This window comes from Kribbella sp. CA-294648, from assembly GCF_050943845.1.
In the GTDB taxonomy this organism is placed as follows: Bacteria; Actinomycetota; Actinomycetes; order Propionibacteriales; family Kribbellaceae; genus Kribbella.
Map to the genome: position 1 here is coordinate 7,302,098 of NZ_CP191981.1, position 17,493 is coordinate 7,319,590.

Sequence of the window (17,493 nt, forward strand, 5' to 3'; positions counted from 1 at the left end):
GATCACCGACGACCTGCCGGAGGGAATCATGGCGAAGGTGCTCTACTCGGTGACGATGTCGCTGGACGGCTACATCGCGGGCCCGGGCGGGGACATGCAGTGGATGACCCCCTACCTCGGGCCCAATCCGGAGATCGACGAGCTGGTCGGGCGGATCGGCTCGCTGCTGGTCGGGCGGCGGACCTTCGACGGGGACGATCCCCACAAGGGCGAACGCGGCGAAGGTGAAGCATTCGGCGGCGGGTGGGACGGCCCGCAGTACGTCGTCACCCACCGCGTGCCGGACAGCGCACCCGAGGACCTGTACTTCGTCGACGACTTCGCCACCGCGTTGGCACAGGCGAAGCAAGCCGCGGGCGACAAGTACGTGAACGTGCTCGGCGCCGACATCGCCAGGCAGTGTCTGGAGGCGGGCGAACTCGACGAGGTCCTGACCTGCATCGCACCGGTCATGCTCGGCGACGGCGTCCCCCTCTTCAACCACCCCGGCGGCCACACCGTCCACCTCGAACGCCTCACCACAACAGCCGCCCCCCTCGCCACAAACCTGTGGTTCCGCGTCGTGTGAGCCGGCAGGTTCAGAGATCTGTTGTGTTGGTGGACATGACGGGGCGGATCTCGATGGCGAGGCCGTTGATTCGGGTGGCGGGGTGGAGGTTGGCCAGTTCGAGGGCGCGGTCCAGGTTGTCCACGTCGACCAGGTAGTAGCTGCTCATGAACTCGTCCGCCGCGTGGCCGACCGATACCTTCGGCCGGCCGTTCTGAGTGTGGACGATCGTGCTTGTCGACGGGTCGGCCAGCGTCTCGGTACCGATCAACTCTCCCGCCTCGGTCGCGGTCCGCTGCAGCTCCCGGTGCCCGGTCTGCACCGCCTCGCGTTGCTCGGCCGTCAGTTGCTCCAGTACCGCGCCGCTGACCCGCAGGACCAGCAAGTACCTCATCACCCTCCTCCGTCCCGGCCGCACGTTGCGGCCCTTACCCCAAGGACGCAGCCGAGCCGCCGTTCTTGACATCGCGATACTGGGTGGATGATCACCACCGCACGACTGGAGCTGCGCCACTTCCGCCCCGAGGACGCGGAAGCCTTCGCCGCCTACCGTTCGGTTCCGGAGGTCGCCCGCTACCAGTCGTGGGAAGCGCCGTTCAGCCTCGACAACGCCCGTACGACGGTGGCCGGCTTCGCGACCGGCGATCCGCTGGCACCTGGCTGGTTCCAGTACGCGATCGACCTCGATGGCCGGCTCATCGGCGATATCGGACTCAACACCGCCGACAACCTGATGCAGGCCGATCTCGGCTTCACCCTCGCACCGGCGTACCAGGGCAAGGGCTATGCGACCGAGGCGGTCGGTGCTCTGCTCGAGCAGCTTTTCACCGAGCGCGAGTTGCATCGCGTCTCGGCCGAGTGCGATGCCCGCAACGTCACGTCAGCGCGGTTGCTGCAGCGTCTCGGCTTCCGGCCGGAGGGGTTCCGGCCGGAGTACAGCTGGTTCAAGAACGAGTGGACCGACGACCTGCTGTTCGGCTTGCTGCGAAGGGATTGGCGATCAGCTCGTACCGCGGGCTGACCAGGCGCGGGCCGTGAGTTCGATGGAGCCGTCCGGCTTGGCCGGCAACCGCGACTCGAGCAGCGCGCGGATCGCCTGCTGACTCTCGTCGTCGAGCCCGCGCAGGTACGCCGGCGCGACTCCCTGTCCGCCGAGAAACGGCTTCCAGTAAGCGTCGAACGACTCGAACACGGTCGGTACGACGATCGCGCCGGTGACGATGTCGGTGAAGCCGGCCTCGGCGAACATCCCCTCCAGCCCGGCGGGATTGTTGAACGGGAACGACCGGCCCTCGTCCAGCTCCCGATCCTGCGGGCGGACGTCACCGGCCGCATCCCAGAAGTACTTCATCAACTGCATGCCCTCGGCGTAGTCCCAGACGTAGACGGCGACGGTCTTGCCGATCGATCGCAGGATGCGCAACGCCTCCACGCGTTCCGGGATGAAGTTGAGCACCAACCCGGACACCACGACGTCGAAGGTCTCCCCGAAGTCGGCCAGTTGCGCCGCCGACCGCACCTCGAACCGTGCCCGCTCGTCAGCCACCGTACGCCGCGCGTACCCGACGAACCCCTCCGACGGATCCACCCCGACCACCTCGGCCGGCGCCGCCGAGGCCAGCACCGCACTGGTCAACGCGCCCGTCCCACACCCCACATCGAGCCACCGCAACCCGGGCGACTGGTCGAGCTCACGCACGAACTCCTTCGCGACCAGCCGGCTCCACCGTCCGACGTACGACTCGTAGATCTCTCCCTGCGACCATTCGCTCATCCCCGCAGACTAAGGCCTTTCACTGAGGAATGGCCCGGACCGCCCCCACTCACAAAGGTGCTGTTTCCACCCAGGCGCATGGCGGCACACGCTTGGCCGGGGGCGATCAATCGAGGTTTGTGAGTGGGGGCGGTCCGGCCTTGTCGAGCGCCAGTGTGATCAGGAGGCCGAGCAACATCACGGCCGCGCAGAGCAGTACGACCAGGAACCCACCGTTCGCGATCGCGCCGCGCAGCGCATCACCGGTCTTGCCCTCGGTCGCTCGGCCTGCGATGACCGTGAAGACCGCCAGCCCGATCGCGTTGCCCAGGTTCAGCGTGGTGGAGGCGATCCCGTTGGCGACGCCCTGCTCGGCGGCCGCGATCCCGGTGGACGACGCGATCCACATCGCGGTCCAGACGATGCCCTGCCCGATGCCCATCACGATCAGGCCCGGCACCAGTACGCCGTACTCGGCCTGGTCGTCGAAGCCGAACGCGAGGACGACGGTACCGACGGCTCCGCCCGCGAAGCCGATCAGCAACGTCACGCGGGTGCCGATCCGGGTGGTCAGCCGTTCGCCGATTTGGGTCCCGGCGGCGATGGCCAGGGACGGAACCAGGAAGCCCAGGCCGGTCTGCAGCGCGCTGAAGCCGTGGACCGTCTGCAGCAGGATCGTGAGGAAGTAGGGCAGCACCCCGAACGTCCCCATGAACAGGAAGGTGATGGTCATCCCGACGGTGAGACTGCGATTGCGGAACAACCGGAACGGCATCAGCGGATCCAGGCTCCGCGACTCCACCAGGGCGAAGATCACCAGCGCGACGACCGACAATCCCAACGCACCGACGATCACCGGATCGCCCCAGCCGAGCTCGGGACCTTCCACCAGGCCGAAGACGAGCAAGGTCGCACCGGCCGTGACGCTGAAGGCGCCCGGGAGGTCGAACTTGCGGCGTACCGTGCGGGCCGGATCGCGCGGGATGACGGCCAGCGCCGCGAGCGCGACGATCCCGGCGAGCGGGACGTTCACGAAGAACACGGCCGGCCAGCCGAAGTGCTCGGTGAGCAGACCTCCGAGCAGCGCCCCGAGCGTGAGGCCGCTGGCACCGGCACCACCCCAGACCGCGAGCGCCCGGTTCCGCCGCGGCCCTTCCTCGAACAGCGTGGTGACCAGAGCGAGCGTCGACGGCAGCAGCAACGCACCGCCGATCCCCTGCACCACCCGGGCCGCGATGATCAGCTCAGCGCTGTTCGCGAGACCGCCCGCCAGCGACGATACCGCGTAGATGGTCAGCGCCAGCACGAACATCCGGCGCCTCCCAAGCAGATCGGCCGCGCGACCGCCGAAGAGCAGGAAACCACCGGCCAGTACGACGTACGCGCTGACCACCAGTTGCTGGGTCTGGCCGGGGAAGCCGAGATCGCGGCCGATCTCGGGGAGTGCGACGAAAACGATGTTGAGGTCCAGCGCGAAGATCAACTGGGCCAGCGCGAGCAGCGTCAGCACCCAGCCGAGCCGTCGGGTGACCGGTGGCGCGGCGGGCGGGACGGCGGTGGTTGTCACAGGCTTGCGCCCTTTCGTGAGTTCGATAGTACGAATACTCTCGTACAGCCGAACCGTCGAGGCAAGCGAGATCCAAAGGTTGGACTGTTTAGGTACAGTTGGACTATGAGCTACCGGCATCCCGACCGCGACCAGATCCGGATCGACGGCGTGCTGTCAGCGCTCGGCAGCCCGGTCCGGCTGGCGGTGATCCGGATCCTGAACAGCGGTGGCGACCACAACTGCACGACGGTGCTGACCGAGCTGGGGCTCTCGTCGAAGTCGACGATGACGCACCACTGGCGGGTGCTCCGCGAGAGCGGCGTGATCTGGCAGCGCCAGTCCGGCCGGGAGAACCTGCTCACCCTGCGCCGCGAGGACCTGGAGGCGCGCTACCCCGGCCTGCTGGACACCATCCTGGCCGGCACCGAATGCGACGAATCAACCGAAGCCGCCAGACCTACCCAGCGCTGACCCGCTGGTTTCCCCACGACCGGCTCGGCAGCTCGAGGTCGGCGCCCTCCGCCCGTCTGACCCGGGTTTGCTCAGACCTGCTTGACGTAGCGGTGGCAGGCGACGGCGATGGGGCCGTTGTCGGTGGGCGCCGGGTAGTCGAACTCCTCCGCGTGCGTCCAGCCACTGCGTTCGTAGAAGCGCCGGGCCCGATCGTTGCCGTTAGCAACCGCCAGCCAGGCTTCGTCGTACCCGTTCGCCTTGACCAGCCGCTCGGCCTCGGCGAGCAGCGCGGCGGCGACTCCCGTCCCGCGGTGCTCCTTGGAGACATAGACCTGCTCGGCCTCGTCGGCCACCACCATCACGAAACCGGCGATCTGCTCACCGACCACCGCGACGGTGGTGTCCGCGATCTTGTCCGGCACCCGCTCCCAGAACGACTCCTCGGTCCGGATCGCGACCAGCTCGTCCGGCACGTTACCCAGATGCCCGTCGGGCCAGCCGGAGTACCAAATCGAGGCGATCGCGTCGGCATCGCCCGCGGTGGCGGCGCGCAGGGTGACAGTCATCCCGTCACTGTAGACCTGGCCGGTTCGCAGTACCGGCCAGGTCGAGTGGGTCAGTCGTTGCGGTGGTCGGAGTAGACGCAGGTGGCGGTGCCGCTGCCGAGGGTTCGACCTGTGTACGGCGAGCTGACCGTCGCCCAGACTGTCTGCGACTGGTAGTAGCGGTCGGTGGCAGGACTGGAGAAGCCGACGTCGGTGATGGTGCCGTTGGCGGGGGTCACGTTGTGCGTGGCCCACGTGAAGCGCTGCATGGTGAAGACGGGGTCGGTTGCCGAGGCCTGTGAGGTGGTACTGCGGTCCCACTTGATGTCCAGCCCCATCGGCTGCGCCTCGCCGTACTGCGCGCCGTCGAGCCGGGCGGTGATGGTTTGGGTGTCGTGGTCGCAGGTCAGCGTGACGGTGGTGTGATGGTCGTAGTTGCAGCTGGCGCTCCGGCTGGTCAGGATGCCACCAGCTGTGTCCTTCACCGTGGCGGTCACCTTCTCGGTGTAGAAGAGGTAGCCGCTGATCGGGAAGTCGCGGGTGTACCCGTTGACCGTCAGATCGCCGGTCGCGCTCGACTTGCCGGCGACCGTGATGACGCTACCCGTCGCCGGAATCTTGGCCGAGGCGGTCGCCGTCGCGTAGTACCCCGACTCGACCTTGAACTCCACCTTCACCGCCGTGTTGGCGGGCACGCCGTACTGGCCGGTGACGCCGGTGGTGATCTTGTTCGTCCCCGCATCGCAGGTGATCCAAGCGTGAAACGAGGTACCGGCGGCGCTGGCCGGAGTACCGACGAGCAGGGCACCGAGCAGGCCGGCAACAGCTGCTAGCAACACAGACAGGCGGACAGGCTTCAAGGCTTCTCCTCAGGAACGGGCTCGCAGGCCAGAGACTCGAACCATCCCAGAGGTTCCGGCCGGCAACCAGCCACCCCTGCCAAATTGCAGCTTCTTGCAACGCAGCGAAACTAGTCGGGCTCGTAGGCGAGGTTGGGACGGAGCCAGCGTTCGATCTCCTCGAGTGGGAGACCGCGACGCTCGGCGTAGTCGGTGATCTGGTCCTTGCCGACCCGGCCGACGCTGAAGTACTTCGCCGCCGGGCTGGCGAAGATCAGGCCGCTGACCGCCGCGGCCGGTGTCATCGCGTACGAGTCGGTCAGGCCGAGGCCGAGCTTGTCCGCCTCGAGCAGGTCGAACAGCAACTTCTTCTCGCTGTGGTCCGGGCTCGCCGGGTAACCGAGCGCCGGCCGGATGCCACGGAACCGCTCCGCGTGCAGGTCTTCCAGCAGCGGCTCCGCGTCCGGCTCGAACCAGCCCTTGCGCGCCTCCAGGTGGATCCACTCGGCGAACGCCTCGGCGAGCCGGTCGGCCAGCGCCTTCACCATGATCGCCTTGTAGTCGTCGTTCTGTGCCTCGTACTGCGCGGCCAGGTCCTCCGCACCATGGATTGCCACCGCGAACCCACCGAGGTGGTCACCCGACGGTGCGATGTAGTCGGCCAGGCAACGGTTCTCGCGGCCGGCCGGCTTCTCGGTCTGCTGCCGCAGCATCGGGAACGACACCCCAAGGTCGTCCAGCAGGATGTCGTCACCCTCGCTGTGCGCCCACCAGTACGCGTAGGCCCCCTCGGCGGTGAACGACTTGTCGGCGACGATCTGGTCGAGCATCGCGTTCGCGTCGTCGAACAGCTCGCGCGCGACCGGCTGCTCCAGAATTGCCGGGTACTTGCCCTTCAACTCCCAGGCCAGGAACAGGAACTGCCAGTCGATCATCGCGCGCAGCGTCTCCAGGTCGGGCGACACCCGCCGCAACCCGGTGAACTCCGGGACCGGGATCTCGCCGTAGTCGACCCGCTCCCGGTTCGCCCGCGCCGCCTCGATGGTCAGCAGCGGTTTGCGCTGCTTGTTGGCGTGCTGCTCGCGCAGTACCTCCTGGGCCGCACGGTTGCTGACGGCAAGCGCTTCGGCACGGTCGTCGTCGAGCAGGTCGGCGACCACACCGACCACCCGCGACGCGTCCAGCACGTGCACCGTCGTGTTGTCGTACGCCGGTGCGATCCGGACCGCGGTGTGCTGCTTCGAGGTGGTCGCACCACCCACCAGCAAAGGAAGTTTGAGCCCGCGCCGGTTCATCTCGGCGGCGACCGCAACCATCTCGTCCAGCGACGGGGTGATCAGCCCGGACAGCCCGACGACATCGGCCCCCTCGGCGATCGCGGTGTCCAGGATCTTTGCCGCCGGCACCATCACGCCGAGGTCGATCACCTCGTAGTTGTTGCAGCCGAGCACCACGCCGACGATGTTCTTGCCGATGTCGTGCACGTCGCCCTTGACCGTGGCCAGCACGACCTTGCCCTGACCGCGGATCGCCTCCGCGCGGCCCTCCTGCCGGGCCAGCTCCTTCTCGGCCTCCATGAACGGCTCCAGGTAGGCCACCGAGCGCTTCATCACCCGCGCGCTCTTCACCACCTGCGGCAGGAACATCTTGCCCGCGCCGAACAGGTCGCCGACGATCTTCATCCCGTCCATCAGCGGGCCCTCGATCACCTCGAGCGGCCGCTTGCGGGTCAGCCGGGCCTCCTCGGTGTCCTCCTCGATGAAGTCCACGATGCCGTGCACGAGCGCGTGCGACAGCCGCTCCTCGACGGTGCCCTCGCGCCAGGACAGGTCGACCTCGCGCTGGGTGCCCTTGCCCTTCACGTTCTCGGCGAAGCTGACCAGCCGGTCGGTCGCGTCCTCGCGCCGGTCGAAGATGACGTCCTCGACCAGTTCCAGCAGGTCCGCCGGGATGTCCTGGTAGACCGCGAGCTGGCCGGCGTTCACGATTCCCATGTCCAGGCCGACCTTGCCCGCGTGGTACAGGAAGGCCGAGTGCATCGCCTCGCGGACGATGTCGTTACCGCGGAACGAGAACGACAGGTTCGAGATGCCGCCGCTGAGGTGGACGCCCGGACAGCGTTGTTTGATCAGCGGCAGCGCCTCGATGAAGTTCTTGGCGTAGCCGTTGTGCTCGGACATGCCGGTGGCGACGGCGAGCACGTTCGGGTCGAAGATGATGTCCTCGGCGGGGAAGCCGATCTTCTGGGTGAGCAGGTCGTAGGCGCGGCCGCAGATCTCCACCTTGCGCTCGACCGTGTCGGCCTGGCCCTGCTCGTCGAAGGCCATCACGACCACACCCGCGCCGTAGTCGCGGATCCGCCGGGCCTGCTCGAGGAACTGCTCCTCGCCCTCCTTCAGGCTGATCGAGTTGACCACGCCCTTGCCCTGCACGCACTTCAGTCCCGCCTCGAGCACCGACCACCGGGAGCTGTCGATCATGATCGGGATCCGGGCCACCTCGGGCTCGGTCGCGACCAGGTTGAGGAAGGTGGTCATCGCCTCCTCGCTGTCGAGCAGGTCGGCGTCCATGTTCACGTCCAGCAGGTTCGCGCCGCCGCGGACCTGCTCCAGCGCGACGTCCAGCGCGGCCTGGTGGTCACCGGACTCGATCAGCCGGCGGAACCGGGCCGAGCCGGTCACGTTGGTCCGCTCGCCGATCATCACGAAGCCGGTGTCGGGGCCGATCGTGAACGGCTCCAGCCCGCTGAACCGGGTCTGCCCGGACGGCGCGACGACCTGCCGCGGCGCGACGCCCTGGACCGCCTTGGCGATCTGGGCGATGTGCGCCGGCGTCGTACCGCAGCAGCCGCCGACGATGTTGACCAGCCCGGACTCCGCGAACTCGCCGAGCATCCCGCCGGTCTCGTCCGGCGTCTCGTCGTACCCGCCGAAGGCGTTCGGCAGGCCCGCGTTCGGGTGGGTCGCGACGTAGGTGTCGGCGAAGCGGGCGAGGTCGGCGACGTGCGGACGCAGGTCGGCGGCACCGAGCGAGCAGTTCGCCCCGACCACCAGCGGCTTGGCGTGCTCGATCGAGTTCCAGAACGCCTCGACCGTCTGCCCGGACAGCGTCCGAGCGGAGATGTCGACGAACAGCGAGATCCACAGCGGCACCTCGGGCGCCACCTCCCGGGCGGCGGCGATCGCGGCCTTGGCGTTCAGCGTGTCGAAGATGGTCTCGATCAGCAGCAGATCGACACCACCCTCGGCGAGCGCGGAGATCTGCTCGGCGTACGCGTCCCGCACCTGCTCGAAGGACACCGCCCGGTACGCCGGGTCCTCCACCCGCGGCGACAGCGACAGGGTGACGTTCAGCGGGCCGACCGAGCCGGCCACGAACTTGCCGCCGGCCTCGTCGGCCGCCTGGCGGGCCAGCCGGACGCCTTCCAGGTTCATCTCCCGCACCAGCGACTGCAGCCCGTAGTCGGCCTGGCCGATGCTGGTCGCGGTGAAGGTGTTCGTGGTGGTGATGTCGGCGCCGGCGTCGAGGTACTGCCGGTGCACGTCCAGGATCAGGTCCGGACGCATCAGGTTGAGCAGGTCCGGGTCGCCGGCGACGTCGTGCGTGTGCTCGGCGAAGCGGTCGCCGCGATAGTCCTCCGGCGTCAGCTTCGCGTCCTGGAGCATGGTGCCCCAGGCACCGTCCAGGATCGCGATCCGCTGGTCCAGCAGGGTCCGCAACCGCGCGGGCGCGCTCTCGGTCCGACGATCCGTCACCTTTCGGCCACCTCCAGAAGAGTTTCCGGAGGCGCCCTTACTCGGTCAAGCCAGACCGAGCGTGGCGGACCCTCCGGGCCCGTCGCAGCGCCTCTCGACCTGGACCGCCATCTTACTGATCGAGACAACCGATACAGAAACCCCCGACCGAGTGCTGAGACCCACCCTGTCCATCCTGAGACGGCCACGGTGAATGACCAGGGAATCAGTGCCGAAGTGGACATTGGAATGCTCCGAAGGCGGGATGTCCCGAAGGACAGGTAGTGCAGCTTCGGAACGCCGTATACGGGGTGCCGACTCACGCTCAAGCGCACTATGCGGAGCCGGGCACCTCCTGTCGGCCGGGACAGTACGCCGGGCTGGTCGCGTGACCGGGCCCGGGCGCTCCGAGGGGGTGGAGTGCGCCGGGCCCGTCGGGCGGTCCGCTGGGCGGGAGGGGGGTCAGCGGACCGGGCCGGTGGCTAGTTCGATGGTTTTGGTGTGGGGGTGGCCGGTTTGGTCGGTCCAGGTGACGGAGACCTTGTCGCCGGGGCGGCGTTGGTTGAGGAGGGTTGAGAGGGTGTCGGGGGTGGTGACTGGCTTGCCGGCGAAGGCGGTGATCACGTCGCCTGGTTCGAGGCCGGCCTGGTCGGCTTTGCCGTTCGCGATCACGTCGTTGACGACGGCGCCGGTGGTGCCGTTGGCGTTCGCGAGGACGGAGATGCCGAGCATCGCGGAGCTGCCGATGTGCACGTCCGTCGACGCGTTGCCGGCCTCGATCTGACCGACGATCTCCAGCGCCTCATTGATCGGCACGGCATACCCGGTCGCCTCCTGCCCCTGGCCCTGGCCTTGCCCGTCGGCGCCTTGGCCATCGGCGCCCTGCCCCTGGCCGTTGCCCTGGTCACCGAAGCCGCTGCCGCCACCAGACCCGCTGCCGAAACCTGGGTTGTCAGCCGAGCCGTTGCCGTTGCCTGGGTTACCGAAAGCGGTGAGGGCGGCGATCGTGGTGCTGGATGTGTTGCTGGGGTTGAGGTTCGGCTGGTAGGCAGTCTGCCCGGAGGTGCCGTTGCCGGGATTGCTTGTGCCGGCCGCGGTGTCGACGCCGACGACCTCCCCGGCTGCATTGGCAAGCGGCCCACCCGAGTCACCCGCCTGGATGTTCGCGTCCGTCTGGATCAGCCCGGTCAGCTGCTCGGGGTCGGCGCCGGACTCGTCGGTCGCGGTGATCGCCTGGTCGAGACCCGTGACCCTGCCCGGCGCGAAGCTCGGCGTACCGCCGACCCCACCCGCATTGCCGATGCCCACGATCTGATCCCCGAGCGCCACCTTGGACGAGTCGCCGATCTTCGCCGTTTCCAGCCCGGAGGCGTCCTTCAACTTCAGTACTGCGATGTCGTGCGTAGCGTCGTACCCGACCACTGCGGCCGAGTAGGTCTTGCCGTTGCCGATATCGGTAACGGAGATTTCGGTCGCGCCTTGGATCACGTGGTGGTTGGTGAGGATCTCGCCGTCGGAGGTGAGCACGATCCCGGTGCCGGCCGCGCGAGCGCCCTCGAACCCGAGCACGGTGTTCACATCCACCAACCCGGGCGAGACCTCCGCCGCCACCGCCGGCGGATTCATCACCTGTGCCATCGTCGCGGTGTTCCGGTCCAGGTGCTGATCGATGCCCCAGGCAACAGAACCGGTGGCCAGCACAGCCGCCAGTCCCAACGCCCCGATCACCATCGGCACCCGCCTCCGCCGCCGCGGCGGTTGCTGAGGCGTCCACTGCGGACCCCACTGCGGCCCATAACCGGGCTGCCCATAACCGGGCGCCCCGTAGTTCTGCCCGTTCTGCGGTGCCCCGTACTGCGAGTACTGCTGCGGCTCCATGTCCTTTGCCTCCTCAGCGTTTCCTGCCTGAGATCGAGTAGACCTCGGCAGTCTGAGAGGACCAGCGGCCCAACCGATGAATCACCTGAGAATGCGCAGTGACCTAGCCCACCTACCGCCGGACCGCGGCCACCGCCTCAGCCAGCAGATCGATGCCCTCGACAACCGCCTTCTCGGTCAGCCCGCCGTACCCGAAGACCAGCCCTTCCCGGCCGCCGTCGACCCAGTAGGGCGCGAGCCCGTAAACCCCCAGCCCTCGTTCGAGCGCGGCCCGCACCACCTCCGCCTCGCTCAGATCCGGCGGCAACCAGGTCATCACGTGCAGCCCCGCCGACACCCCGATCGGCTGCAGATCCGGCACCTTCTCGGCCAGCCGCCCGACCAGCGTGTCCCGCAAAACCCGGTACCGCGGCCGCATCCGCCGCAGATGCCGGTCGAACTCCCCGCGCGCCACGAAGTCCGCGAAGGTCATCTGGTCCAGCACCGACGACCCGCGATCGTCGACGAACTTCGCCTCCGCCATCGGTTCGACCAGCCAGTCCGGCAGGATCATCCAGCCCAGCCGCAGCCCCGGCGCGAGCGTCTTGCTCGCCGTCCCCGCATACGCGACCCGGTCCGGCGCCAACCCTTGCATCGCCCCGATCGGCTCCCGGTCATACCGGTACTCCGCGTCGTAGTCGTCCTCGATGACCAGGCCACCCCGCCGGTTCGCCCACTCGACCAGCGCCGCCCGCGTCCCCGCCGACGTCACCGCTCCGGTCGGAAACTGGTGCGCCGCCGTCACCAGTACGACGTCCGCCCCCGACCGCTCGAGCGCCTCCACGTCCAGCCCTGTCTCCAGCACCGGTACTCCGACCGACTCCAGCCCGGCGGCGGCCGCAACGGCGCGGAGCTCGTTGTCGGACGGATCCTCGACCGCCAGCTTCCGATAGCCGGCCGCGGCGAGCACCTGCAACAGCAGTCGCGAACCCTGCGCGAACCCGTTGCAGATCAGCATGTTCTCGGCCACCGCCGACGTTCCGCGCACTCGGTTGAGATAGTCGGAGAGCGCCTCGTGGAGCGCCACCGAACCCCGGCCGTCCAGATAGGCCAGCGCGTCGTGCGGCGTCTCGTTGAGCACCTTCCGGATCGACCGCAACCAGGCCGCTCGGGGGAACTGGCTGACATCAGGGCGGCTGTACCGGAAGTCGATCCGCGGTGGGCCACTCAGCGACGGTTTCGCCTTGTCATGTTGAGGAATCCGGGCCGCCGCCGGTGCGACCTGGGTATACCCACCGGTCCGGCTGACAAGGTAGCCCTCGGCAACCAACTGCTGATAGGCCTCGACCACCACACCCCGGGACAGTCCGAGGTCGCTCGCCAGCGCCCGGGTGGCCGGCAGGACCGTGTCGGCGCGCAGCAAACCCTGCCGGATCCGCTCCCGGATCCCGCTCTCGAGTTGCTGGTGCAGCGGCACCCCACTGTCCCGGCGAAGCTCGACCAGCAGCTCGCCGGTACCGGAATTGGTCCTGGATCGGCTCATACAACTGGACCTTATCGGCGTACCGGTCCGCTGTCAGGCTGGTGAGCACCAGGACATTGAGTAGAGGAGCAGCACGATGACCGCGACCGAGACCCTGACCCTGTTGCACCCCGGTGACGCCGGCTACGACGAGGCGCGAACGGTGTGGAACGCGATGGTCGATCGCCACCCGGCCGCGATCGCCCGCTGCCGCAGTACGGCGGAGGTCGCTGCCGCCGTCCGGTACGCCCGGGCCAACCAACTCGAGATCGCCGTCCGGTGCGGCGGGCACAGCATCGCCGGCCTCGCCGTTCCCGAAGGCGGCCTGATGATCGACCTGACGCCGATGGGCGCGGTCGAGGTCGACCCAGGCGCCAAGGTCGCCCGCGTCCAAGGCGGCGCCCTCCTGGGCGACCTCGACCGGGAAGCACAGAAGTACGGTCTCGCCACGACCGCCGGCAACGTCTCGCACACCGGCGTCGGCGGTCTGACCCTCGGCGGCGGCATGGGCTGGCTGGCCCGGCAGTTCGGCCTGGCCTGCGACAACGTGATCTCGTACGAACTGGTCACCGCCGACGGCGAGGTCGTCACCGCGTCGGCGACCGAGAACCCTCACTTGTTCTGGGGCCTGCGCGGTGGCGGCGGCAACTTCGGCATCGTGACGGAATTCGAGTTCCGCCTGCACCACATCGGCACCCGAGCGATCGTCGCCGCCTTCACCTATCCGATCGCCGACGCCTTCCCGGTACTCCGGGCCTGGCGCGACCTCAACGCCTCGGCTCCCCGCCAGGCGACCTTCACCGCGAGCCTCAACGCCGAGCAAGTCACTGTCGGATTCGTCTGGGTCGGTGAGCCCGGCAACCCGGACGCACTGCTTGAAGCGTTCAGAGCATTCGGCACCGCGACGAGCGAGACCGTCGAGGAACTGTCGTACCTGACCCTGCAGACCCGGGAGGACAGCATCCAGGGCCACCGCTATCGCCGGTACTGGAAGGGCCACTATTTCAAGGCACTCCCCGACGACGCGATCCGCGCCCTGCTGCGCAACCCCGGCATCGGCGCGAGCCTGCAGGCCTACGGCGGCGCGATCTCCGACGTACCGGACGACGATTCCGCGTTCAGTCACCGGGACACCCTGTTCGAGTTCGTCACGGCCGCGCGCTGGGAGGACCCCGCCGACGACGAGGACCGGATCGCCACCGTCCGCGCGTACGCCGCAACCCTCGAGCAGTACGCCGGTGGCGCCTACTTCAACATGATGAACGGCGACAGCATCGGTCGCGCCTTCCCACCCGCCAAGCTGGCCCGCCTCACCACCCTGAAGACCATCTGGGACCAGACCAACGTCTTCCACCTCAACCAGAACATCAAGCCGGCCGGCTAACCCGTCGCGGCGGTGAGGCGGGCCGTGAGGACGGGGACGTGGTCGATCAGTTCCTGGGGCGACTCGATGCGGAAGTCGATGCCGAGCAGGCCGACGTAGAGGAGCAGTTCGTCGAGCGTGTTGGCCCCGGTCGTGAAGGCGCAACTCGTGTCGTCGATGGCCTCGACCGATCCGACTGTGGGGGCGATGCGGTCGGCGATCACGGCCGCCGGGGCCTGCAGGATGAAGCGGGCTTGGTGACGATAGGCGCCCCACGCGACGCCGCGGGTGGTGGAGGCGAGGTCGGGCGCCTCGCGCGGGGTGAACCGCGGACCGGTGGGGATGCGCGGTTCCAGCCGATCGAGGCGGAAGGTTCGCCAGTCGTCGCGGTCGAGATCCCAAGCGACCAGGTACCACCGGCGGCCGGTGTGGACGAGGCGATGCGGTTCCGTCGTACGGACCGTGGAGGTGCCGTCATGACTGCGGTAGTCGAAGCGGAGTCGTTGGTGATCCCGGCAGGCCGTCGCGACCGCCATCACCACATCGGGTGACACGGAGGCGCCGACCGATGGAGTCACGGCGACCGACTGCAGCAATCGCACCCGATGACGCAGCCGGGACGGTAGTACCTTCTCCAGCTTGGTCAGTGCCCGGACCGACGACTCCTCGATCCCAGCCACGTTCCCGGTCGCGGCCGCGCGCAGTCCGATCGCCACCGCGACAGCCTCTTCGTCGTCGAGGAGCAGCGGCGGCAGTGCGGCCCCGGCACCGAGCCGGTAGCCGGCCACGCCCGGTACGGCGTCGACCGGGTAGCCCAGGTTGCGGAGCTTCTCGACATCGCGACGAACGGTCCGTACGCCGACGCCCAACTGCTCGGCCAGCGCGGTACCGCTCCAGTCGCGCGGCGACTGCAGCAGGGAGAGCAATTTGAGGAGACGTGCGGAGGTTTCCAGCATGTTTTCAAGTCTGTCATCTAGCTAGGACGGAAGCTGACCTAGGTGGGCGGCAGAGTCGGAGACATGAAGCCTTTCAGCATCGACATCCCGCAGAGCAAGCTCGACGACCTCAAGACCCGGCTCGACCAGGTCCGGCTGCCGGCCCCGCTGCCCGGTGACGATTGGGACACCGGCGTACCGGTCGGCTGGCTGAGCGAGCTGGTCGAGTACTGGCGCACGGAGTACGACTGGCGCGCGGCGGAGAAGCAGCTCAACGCCCATCCGCAGTTCATCACCGAGATCGACGGTCAGCAGATCCACTTCCTGCACGTGAAGTCGGCCGAGCCCGACGCGCTGCCGCTGATCCTGACGCACGGCTGGCCGGGGTCGGTGGTCGAGTTCCTGGACCTGATCGGCCCGCTGACCGACCCGGTCGCGCACGGTGGCGACGCGGCCGACGCGTTCCACCTGGTCATCCCCTCGCTGCCCGGCTTCGCCTTCTCGGGCCCGGTCAGCGAGACCGGGTGGACCAGAGCGCGGATCGGCAAGACCTGGGCCAAGCTGATGGAGCAACTGGGCTACGACCGGTACGGCGTACAGGGCGGCGACATCGGTGGAGCCGTCTCGCCGGAGGTGGCCCGGTCGGCGCCGGACCACGTCGTCGGGGTACACGTGAACGGTGGGCCGAACCTGCCGCCGATGCAGCTGTCGGAGGAGGAGCTGGCCGCGCTGACTCCGCTGGAGCAGGACCGGATGGCGCGGATCAAGGCGTTCATGCAGGAGGAGTTCGGCTACATCGCGATCCAGTCGACCCGGCCGCAGACGATCGCGTACGCGCTGGTCGACTCACCGGTCGGACAGCTGGCCTGGATCATGGACAAGTTCCGCGAGTGGACGCATCCGCGGGCGACGCTGCCCGACCAGATCATCGACCGGGACACCCTGCTCACCAACGTGATGCTCTACTGGCTGACCGGCACGGCCGGCTCGGCGGCGTACGTCGGCTACGCGATGACCGAGTGGGGCGTACAGCCGGAGAACTCGGGCGTCCCGACCGGCGTGATCGCGTTCGCGCACGACGTCTGCATCCGCAAGTACTCCGAGGACCAGAACACCATCACCCGCTGGACCGACGTCGACCGCGGCGGCCACTTCGCGGCCCTGGAGGAGCCGGACCTGCTGATGACCGACGTCCGCGACTTCTTCCGCGACCTGCGCTAGGGCTCGGACGTCAGGGACGGATGCCGAGGGCACGCAAGGTCTGCGTGCCCTCGGAACTTGGATGAACCTGCAAGGCTCTCGGCCGCTTCAACCAGCGACCCACTGCCACGATGGGCTTTCGCACACCGCACCCGATCGAAGGGACGCCCCCTGTGACGAAACTCCGCCTGCTCCTGACCGCCATCCTGCTAACCGCCCTGACTGCCTCGGCCGGCGGTTCAACCGCCACCGCCGCCCGGCCGAGCGCCCCGCCGACCGTAGCCGCGGCGGACCCGAACTGCGCCGGGTACGGGACCGGCGCATTACTGGCCGCCGCGTACATCAAGACGCTCGAAAGCACGCCGCGTGCCATCGGCGCCGTCCAGATGTGCAGGCGGCCAGTGAACGGCAAGTACCTGTACTACGGCTGGGTGATCCTCTACCAGCAACTGGGGACCGGCGAGCACGGCAACGGCTTGGTCCGCCTCTACAACCCGAACGACGGCCGGGAATACACCTTCGCGTGCTCCGACCCGAACGGCACCGGAGCGATAATCGCGCCCAAGACACGCTGCACGACCCCGGGGCTGTCGCAGAGCGCCAGCGGTGCCCCTTACGTCTTCAACGCCGAGGGCTACGTCTACAAGAGCAACGGTGTCATCATCGCGTCCGGCGGGACCACGGGCGCCGGCTGAGATCGACGGCAGCCCTTCCTGCGGGGCGGGCTGCCGTTCGTCGATCAGGTGGGCGCCGCCTAGGCGCGTTCGAGGATGACGATCGGGATGACCCGGTCGGTCTTCTTGGTGTACTCGTTGTAGTCGGGCCAGACCTCGGCCATCAGCGGCCAGATCTTCGCCCGCTCTTCCGGCGAGGCGACGCGCGCCTTGGCGGCGAACTTGTCGGCCTTGATCTGGACCTTGACGTTCGGGTCGGCCTCCAGGTTGAAGTGCCAGTCCGGGTTCTTCGGCGCACCGCCGTAGGAGGACACGATCGCGTAGCCGCCGTCGACCTCGCGGTAGATCAGTGCGTTCTTCCGCTCCTCGCCCGACTTGCGGCCGATGGTGGTCAGGATGAGGATGTGCGCGCCGTGGTCACCCCAGTCGTAGCCCTCCGCGCCGTCGGTCTCCTCGTAGCGCTTGATGTGTTCTGCTCCGTACAGCATGCGATCTCCTTGCTTACGCGGGTAATACAAAGTA

General features: G+C 68.3%; 16 protein-coding genes. 6 read left to right on the forward strand and 10 right to left on the reverse strand.

Features of this window, described 5'->3' with window-relative positions; genetic code table 11:
• Positions 1–28: 28 nt before the first annotated feature.
• Positions 29–568, forward strand: a complete 540-nt coding sequence (locus ACQPYM_RS34685; protein ID WP_433009144.1) for a dihydrofolate reductase family protein — start codon at positions 29–31, stop codon at positions 566–568.
• A 10-nt stretch (positions 569–578) separates the two neighbouring features.
• Here ACQPYM_RS34685 and ACQPYM_RS34690 read toward each other — a convergent pair whose 3' ends face one another.
• Entirely contained in the window at positions 579–941 is a 363-nt protein-coding gene (locus tag ACQPYM_RS34690; protein WP_433009147.1) for a YciI family protein, read from the reverse strand.
• Positions 942–1,028: 87 nt separating this feature from the next.
• Here ACQPYM_RS34690 and ACQPYM_RS34695 point away from each other — a divergent pair, with 87 nt between their 5' ends.
• A complete protein-coding gene (locus ACQPYM_RS34695; RefSeq protein WP_433009150.1) occupies positions 1,029–1,568 on the forward strand; it encodes a GNAT family N-acetyltransferase in 540 nt (179 codons plus the stop codon).
• On the opposite strand, the gene ACQPYM_RS34700 is transcribed toward ACQPYM_RS34695, so the two are convergent.
• Together ACQPYM_RS34700 and ACQPYM_RS34705 are read right to left on the reverse strand one after the other, a co-directional pair.
• Entirely contained in the window at positions 1,548–2,321 is a 774-nt protein-coding gene (locus tag ACQPYM_RS34700; RefSeq protein WP_433009153.1) for a class I SAM-dependent methyltransferase, read from the reverse strand. The genes ACQPYM_RS34695 and ACQPYM_RS34700 overlap by 21 nt on opposite strands.
• A gap of 106 nt (positions 2,322–2,427) precedes the next feature.
• Positions 2,428–3,867 (reverse strand): MFS transporter, encoded by a 1,440-nt coding sequence (locus ACQPYM_RS34705; protein ID WP_433009156.1) that lies wholly within the window; start codon positions 3,865–3,867, stop codon positions 2,428–2,430.
• Between the two features lie 105 nt (positions 3,868–3,972).
• Between ACQPYM_RS34705 and ACQPYM_RS34710 the strand changes: the two genes are divergently transcribed.
• Complete coding sequence (locus ACQPYM_RS34710; protein WP_433009159.1) at positions 3,973–4,320, forward strand: ArsR/SmtB family transcription factor; 348 nt, start codon at positions 3,973–3,975, stop codon at positions 4,318–4,320.
• A gap of 71 nt (positions 4,321–4,391) precedes the next feature.
• Here the strand turns inward: ACQPYM_RS34710 and ACQPYM_RS34715 are convergent, their stop codons facing one another.
• The 5 genes from ACQPYM_RS34715 to ACQPYM_RS34735 all read right to left on the reverse strand — a co-directional run bounded on the left by ACQPYM_RS34715 (position 4,392) and on the right by ACQPYM_RS34735 (position 12,820).
• Complete coding sequence (locus ACQPYM_RS34715) at positions 4,392–4,868, reverse strand: N-acetyltransferase family protein (RefSeq protein WP_433009162.1); 477 nt, start codon at positions 4,866–4,868, stop codon at positions 4,392–4,394.
• Positions 4,869–4,918: 50 nt separating this feature from the next.
• Complete coding sequence (locus ACQPYM_RS34720) at positions 4,919–5,707, reverse strand: hypothetical protein (RefSeq protein ID WP_433009165.1); 789 nt, start codon at positions 5,705–5,707, stop codon at positions 4,919–4,921.
• Positions 5,708–5,817: 110 nt separating this feature from the next.
• Positions 5,818–9,441: a methionine synthase gene (gene metH, locus ACQPYM_RS34725; protein ID WP_433009168.1), complete on the reverse strand. Its 3,624-nt coding sequence runs from the start codon at positions 9,439–9,441 to the stop codon at positions 5,818–5,820.
• Positions 9,442–9,882: 441 nt separating this feature from the next.
• Positions 9,883–11,298 carry a S1C family serine protease gene (locus ACQPYM_RS34730; protein WP_433009171.1) on the reverse strand — a complete coding sequence of 472 codons (1,416 nt, stop codon included), beginning with the start codon at positions 11,296–11,298 and terminating at the stop codon, positions 9,883–9,885.
• Between the two features lie 112 nt (positions 11,299–11,410).
• Complete coding sequence (locus ACQPYM_RS34735; protein ID WP_433009174.1) at positions 11,411–12,820, reverse strand: PLP-dependent aminotransferase family protein; 1,410 nt, start codon at positions 12,818–12,820, stop codon at positions 11,411–11,413.
• Positions 12,821–12,896: 76 nt separating this feature from the next.
• On the opposite strand from ACQPYM_RS34735, the gene ACQPYM_RS34740 reads away from it, so the two are divergent.
• Entirely contained in the window at positions 12,897–14,183 is a 1,287-nt protein-coding gene (locus tag ACQPYM_RS34740; RefSeq protein WP_433009177.1) for an FAD-binding oxidoreductase, read from the forward strand.
• Here ACQPYM_RS34740 and ACQPYM_RS34745 read toward each other — a convergent pair.
• Complete coding sequence (locus tag ACQPYM_RS34745) at positions 14,180–15,118, reverse strand: helix-turn-helix transcriptional regulator (protein ID WP_433009180.1); 939 nt, start codon at positions 15,116–15,118, stop codon at positions 14,180–14,182. The genes ACQPYM_RS34740 and ACQPYM_RS34745 overlap by 4 nt on opposite strands.
• 63 nt (positions 15,119–15,181) lie before the next feature.
• On the opposite strand from ACQPYM_RS34745, the gene ACQPYM_RS34750 reads away from it, so the two are divergent.
• Together ACQPYM_RS34750 and ACQPYM_RS34755 are read left to right on the forward strand one after the other, a co-directional pair.
• Positions 15,182–16,318 (forward strand): epoxide hydrolase family protein, encoded by a 1,137-nt coding sequence (locus ACQPYM_RS34750; RefSeq protein WP_433009183.1) that lies wholly within the window; start codon positions 15,182–15,184, stop codon positions 16,316–16,318.
• 152 nt (positions 16,319–16,470) lie between these two features.
• Positions 16,471–16,992: a hypothetical protein gene (locus tag ACQPYM_RS34755; protein ID WP_433009185.1), complete on the forward strand. Its 522-nt coding sequence runs from the start codon at positions 16,471–16,473 to the stop codon at positions 16,990–16,992.
• Positions 16,993–17,051: 59 nt separating this feature from the next.
• Here the strand turns inward: ACQPYM_RS34755 and ACQPYM_RS34760 are convergent, their stop codons facing one another.
• Positions 17,052–17,459, reverse strand: coding sequence for a nitroreductase family deazaflavin-dependent oxidoreductase (locus ACQPYM_RS34760; RefSeq protein ID WP_433009188.1), 408 nt, complete (start codon positions 17,457–17,459; stop codon positions 17,052–17,054).
• Positions 17,460–17,493 lie beyond the last annotated feature (34 nt).

Bases quoted from the DNA above. Each gene is read 5' to 3' on its own strand.
- ACQPYM_RS34740 (WP_433009177.1), top strand. From the start codon at position 12,897: ATGACCGCGACCGAGACCCTGACCCTGTTGCACCCCGGTGACGCCGGC.
- ACQPYM_RS34695 (WP_433009150.1), top strand. From the start codon at position 1,029: ATGATCACCACCGCACGACTGGAGCTGCGCCACTTCCGCCCCGAGGAC.
- ACQPYM_RS34685 (WP_433009144.1), top strand. From the start codon at position 29: ATGGCGAAGGTGCTCTACTCGGTGACGATGTCGCTGGACGGCTACATC.
- ACQPYM_RS34730 (WP_433009171.1), bottom strand. From the start codon at position 11,298: ATGGAGCCGCAGCAGTACTCGCAGTACGGGGCACCGCAGAACGGGCAG.
- ACQPYM_RS34745 (WP_433009180.1), bottom strand. From the start codon at position 15,118: ATGCTGGAAACCTCCGCACGTCTCCTCAAATTGCTCTCCCTGCTGCAG.
- ACQPYM_RS34760 (WP_433009188.1), bottom strand. From the start codon at position 17,459: ATGCTGTACGGAGCAGAACACATCAAGCGCTACGAGGAGACCGACGGC.
- ACQPYM_RS34690 (WP_433009147.1), bottom strand. From the start codon at position 941: ATGAGGTACTTGCTGGTCCTGCGGGTCAGCGGCGCGGTACTGGAGCAA.
- ACQPYM_RS34700 (WP_433009153.1), bottom strand. From the start codon at position 2,321: ATGAGCGAATGGTCGCAGGGAGAGATCTACGAGTCGTACGTCGGACGG.
- ACQPYM_RS34750 (WP_433009183.1), top strand. From the start codon at position 15,182: ATGAAGCCTTTCAGCATCGACATCCCGCAGAGCAAGCTCGACGACCTC.
- ACQPYM_RS34710 (WP_433009159.1), top strand. From the start codon at position 3,973: ATGAGCTACCGGCATCCCGACCGCGACCAGATCCGGATCGACGGCGTG.
- ACQPYM_RS34715 (WP_433009162.1), bottom strand. From the start codon at position 4,868: ATGACTGTCACCCTGCGCGCCGCCACCGCGGGCGATGCCGACGCGATC.
- ACQPYM_RS34735 (WP_433009174.1), bottom strand. From the start codon at position 12,820: ATGAGCCGATCCAGGACCAATTCCGGTACCGGCGAGCTGCTGGTCGAG.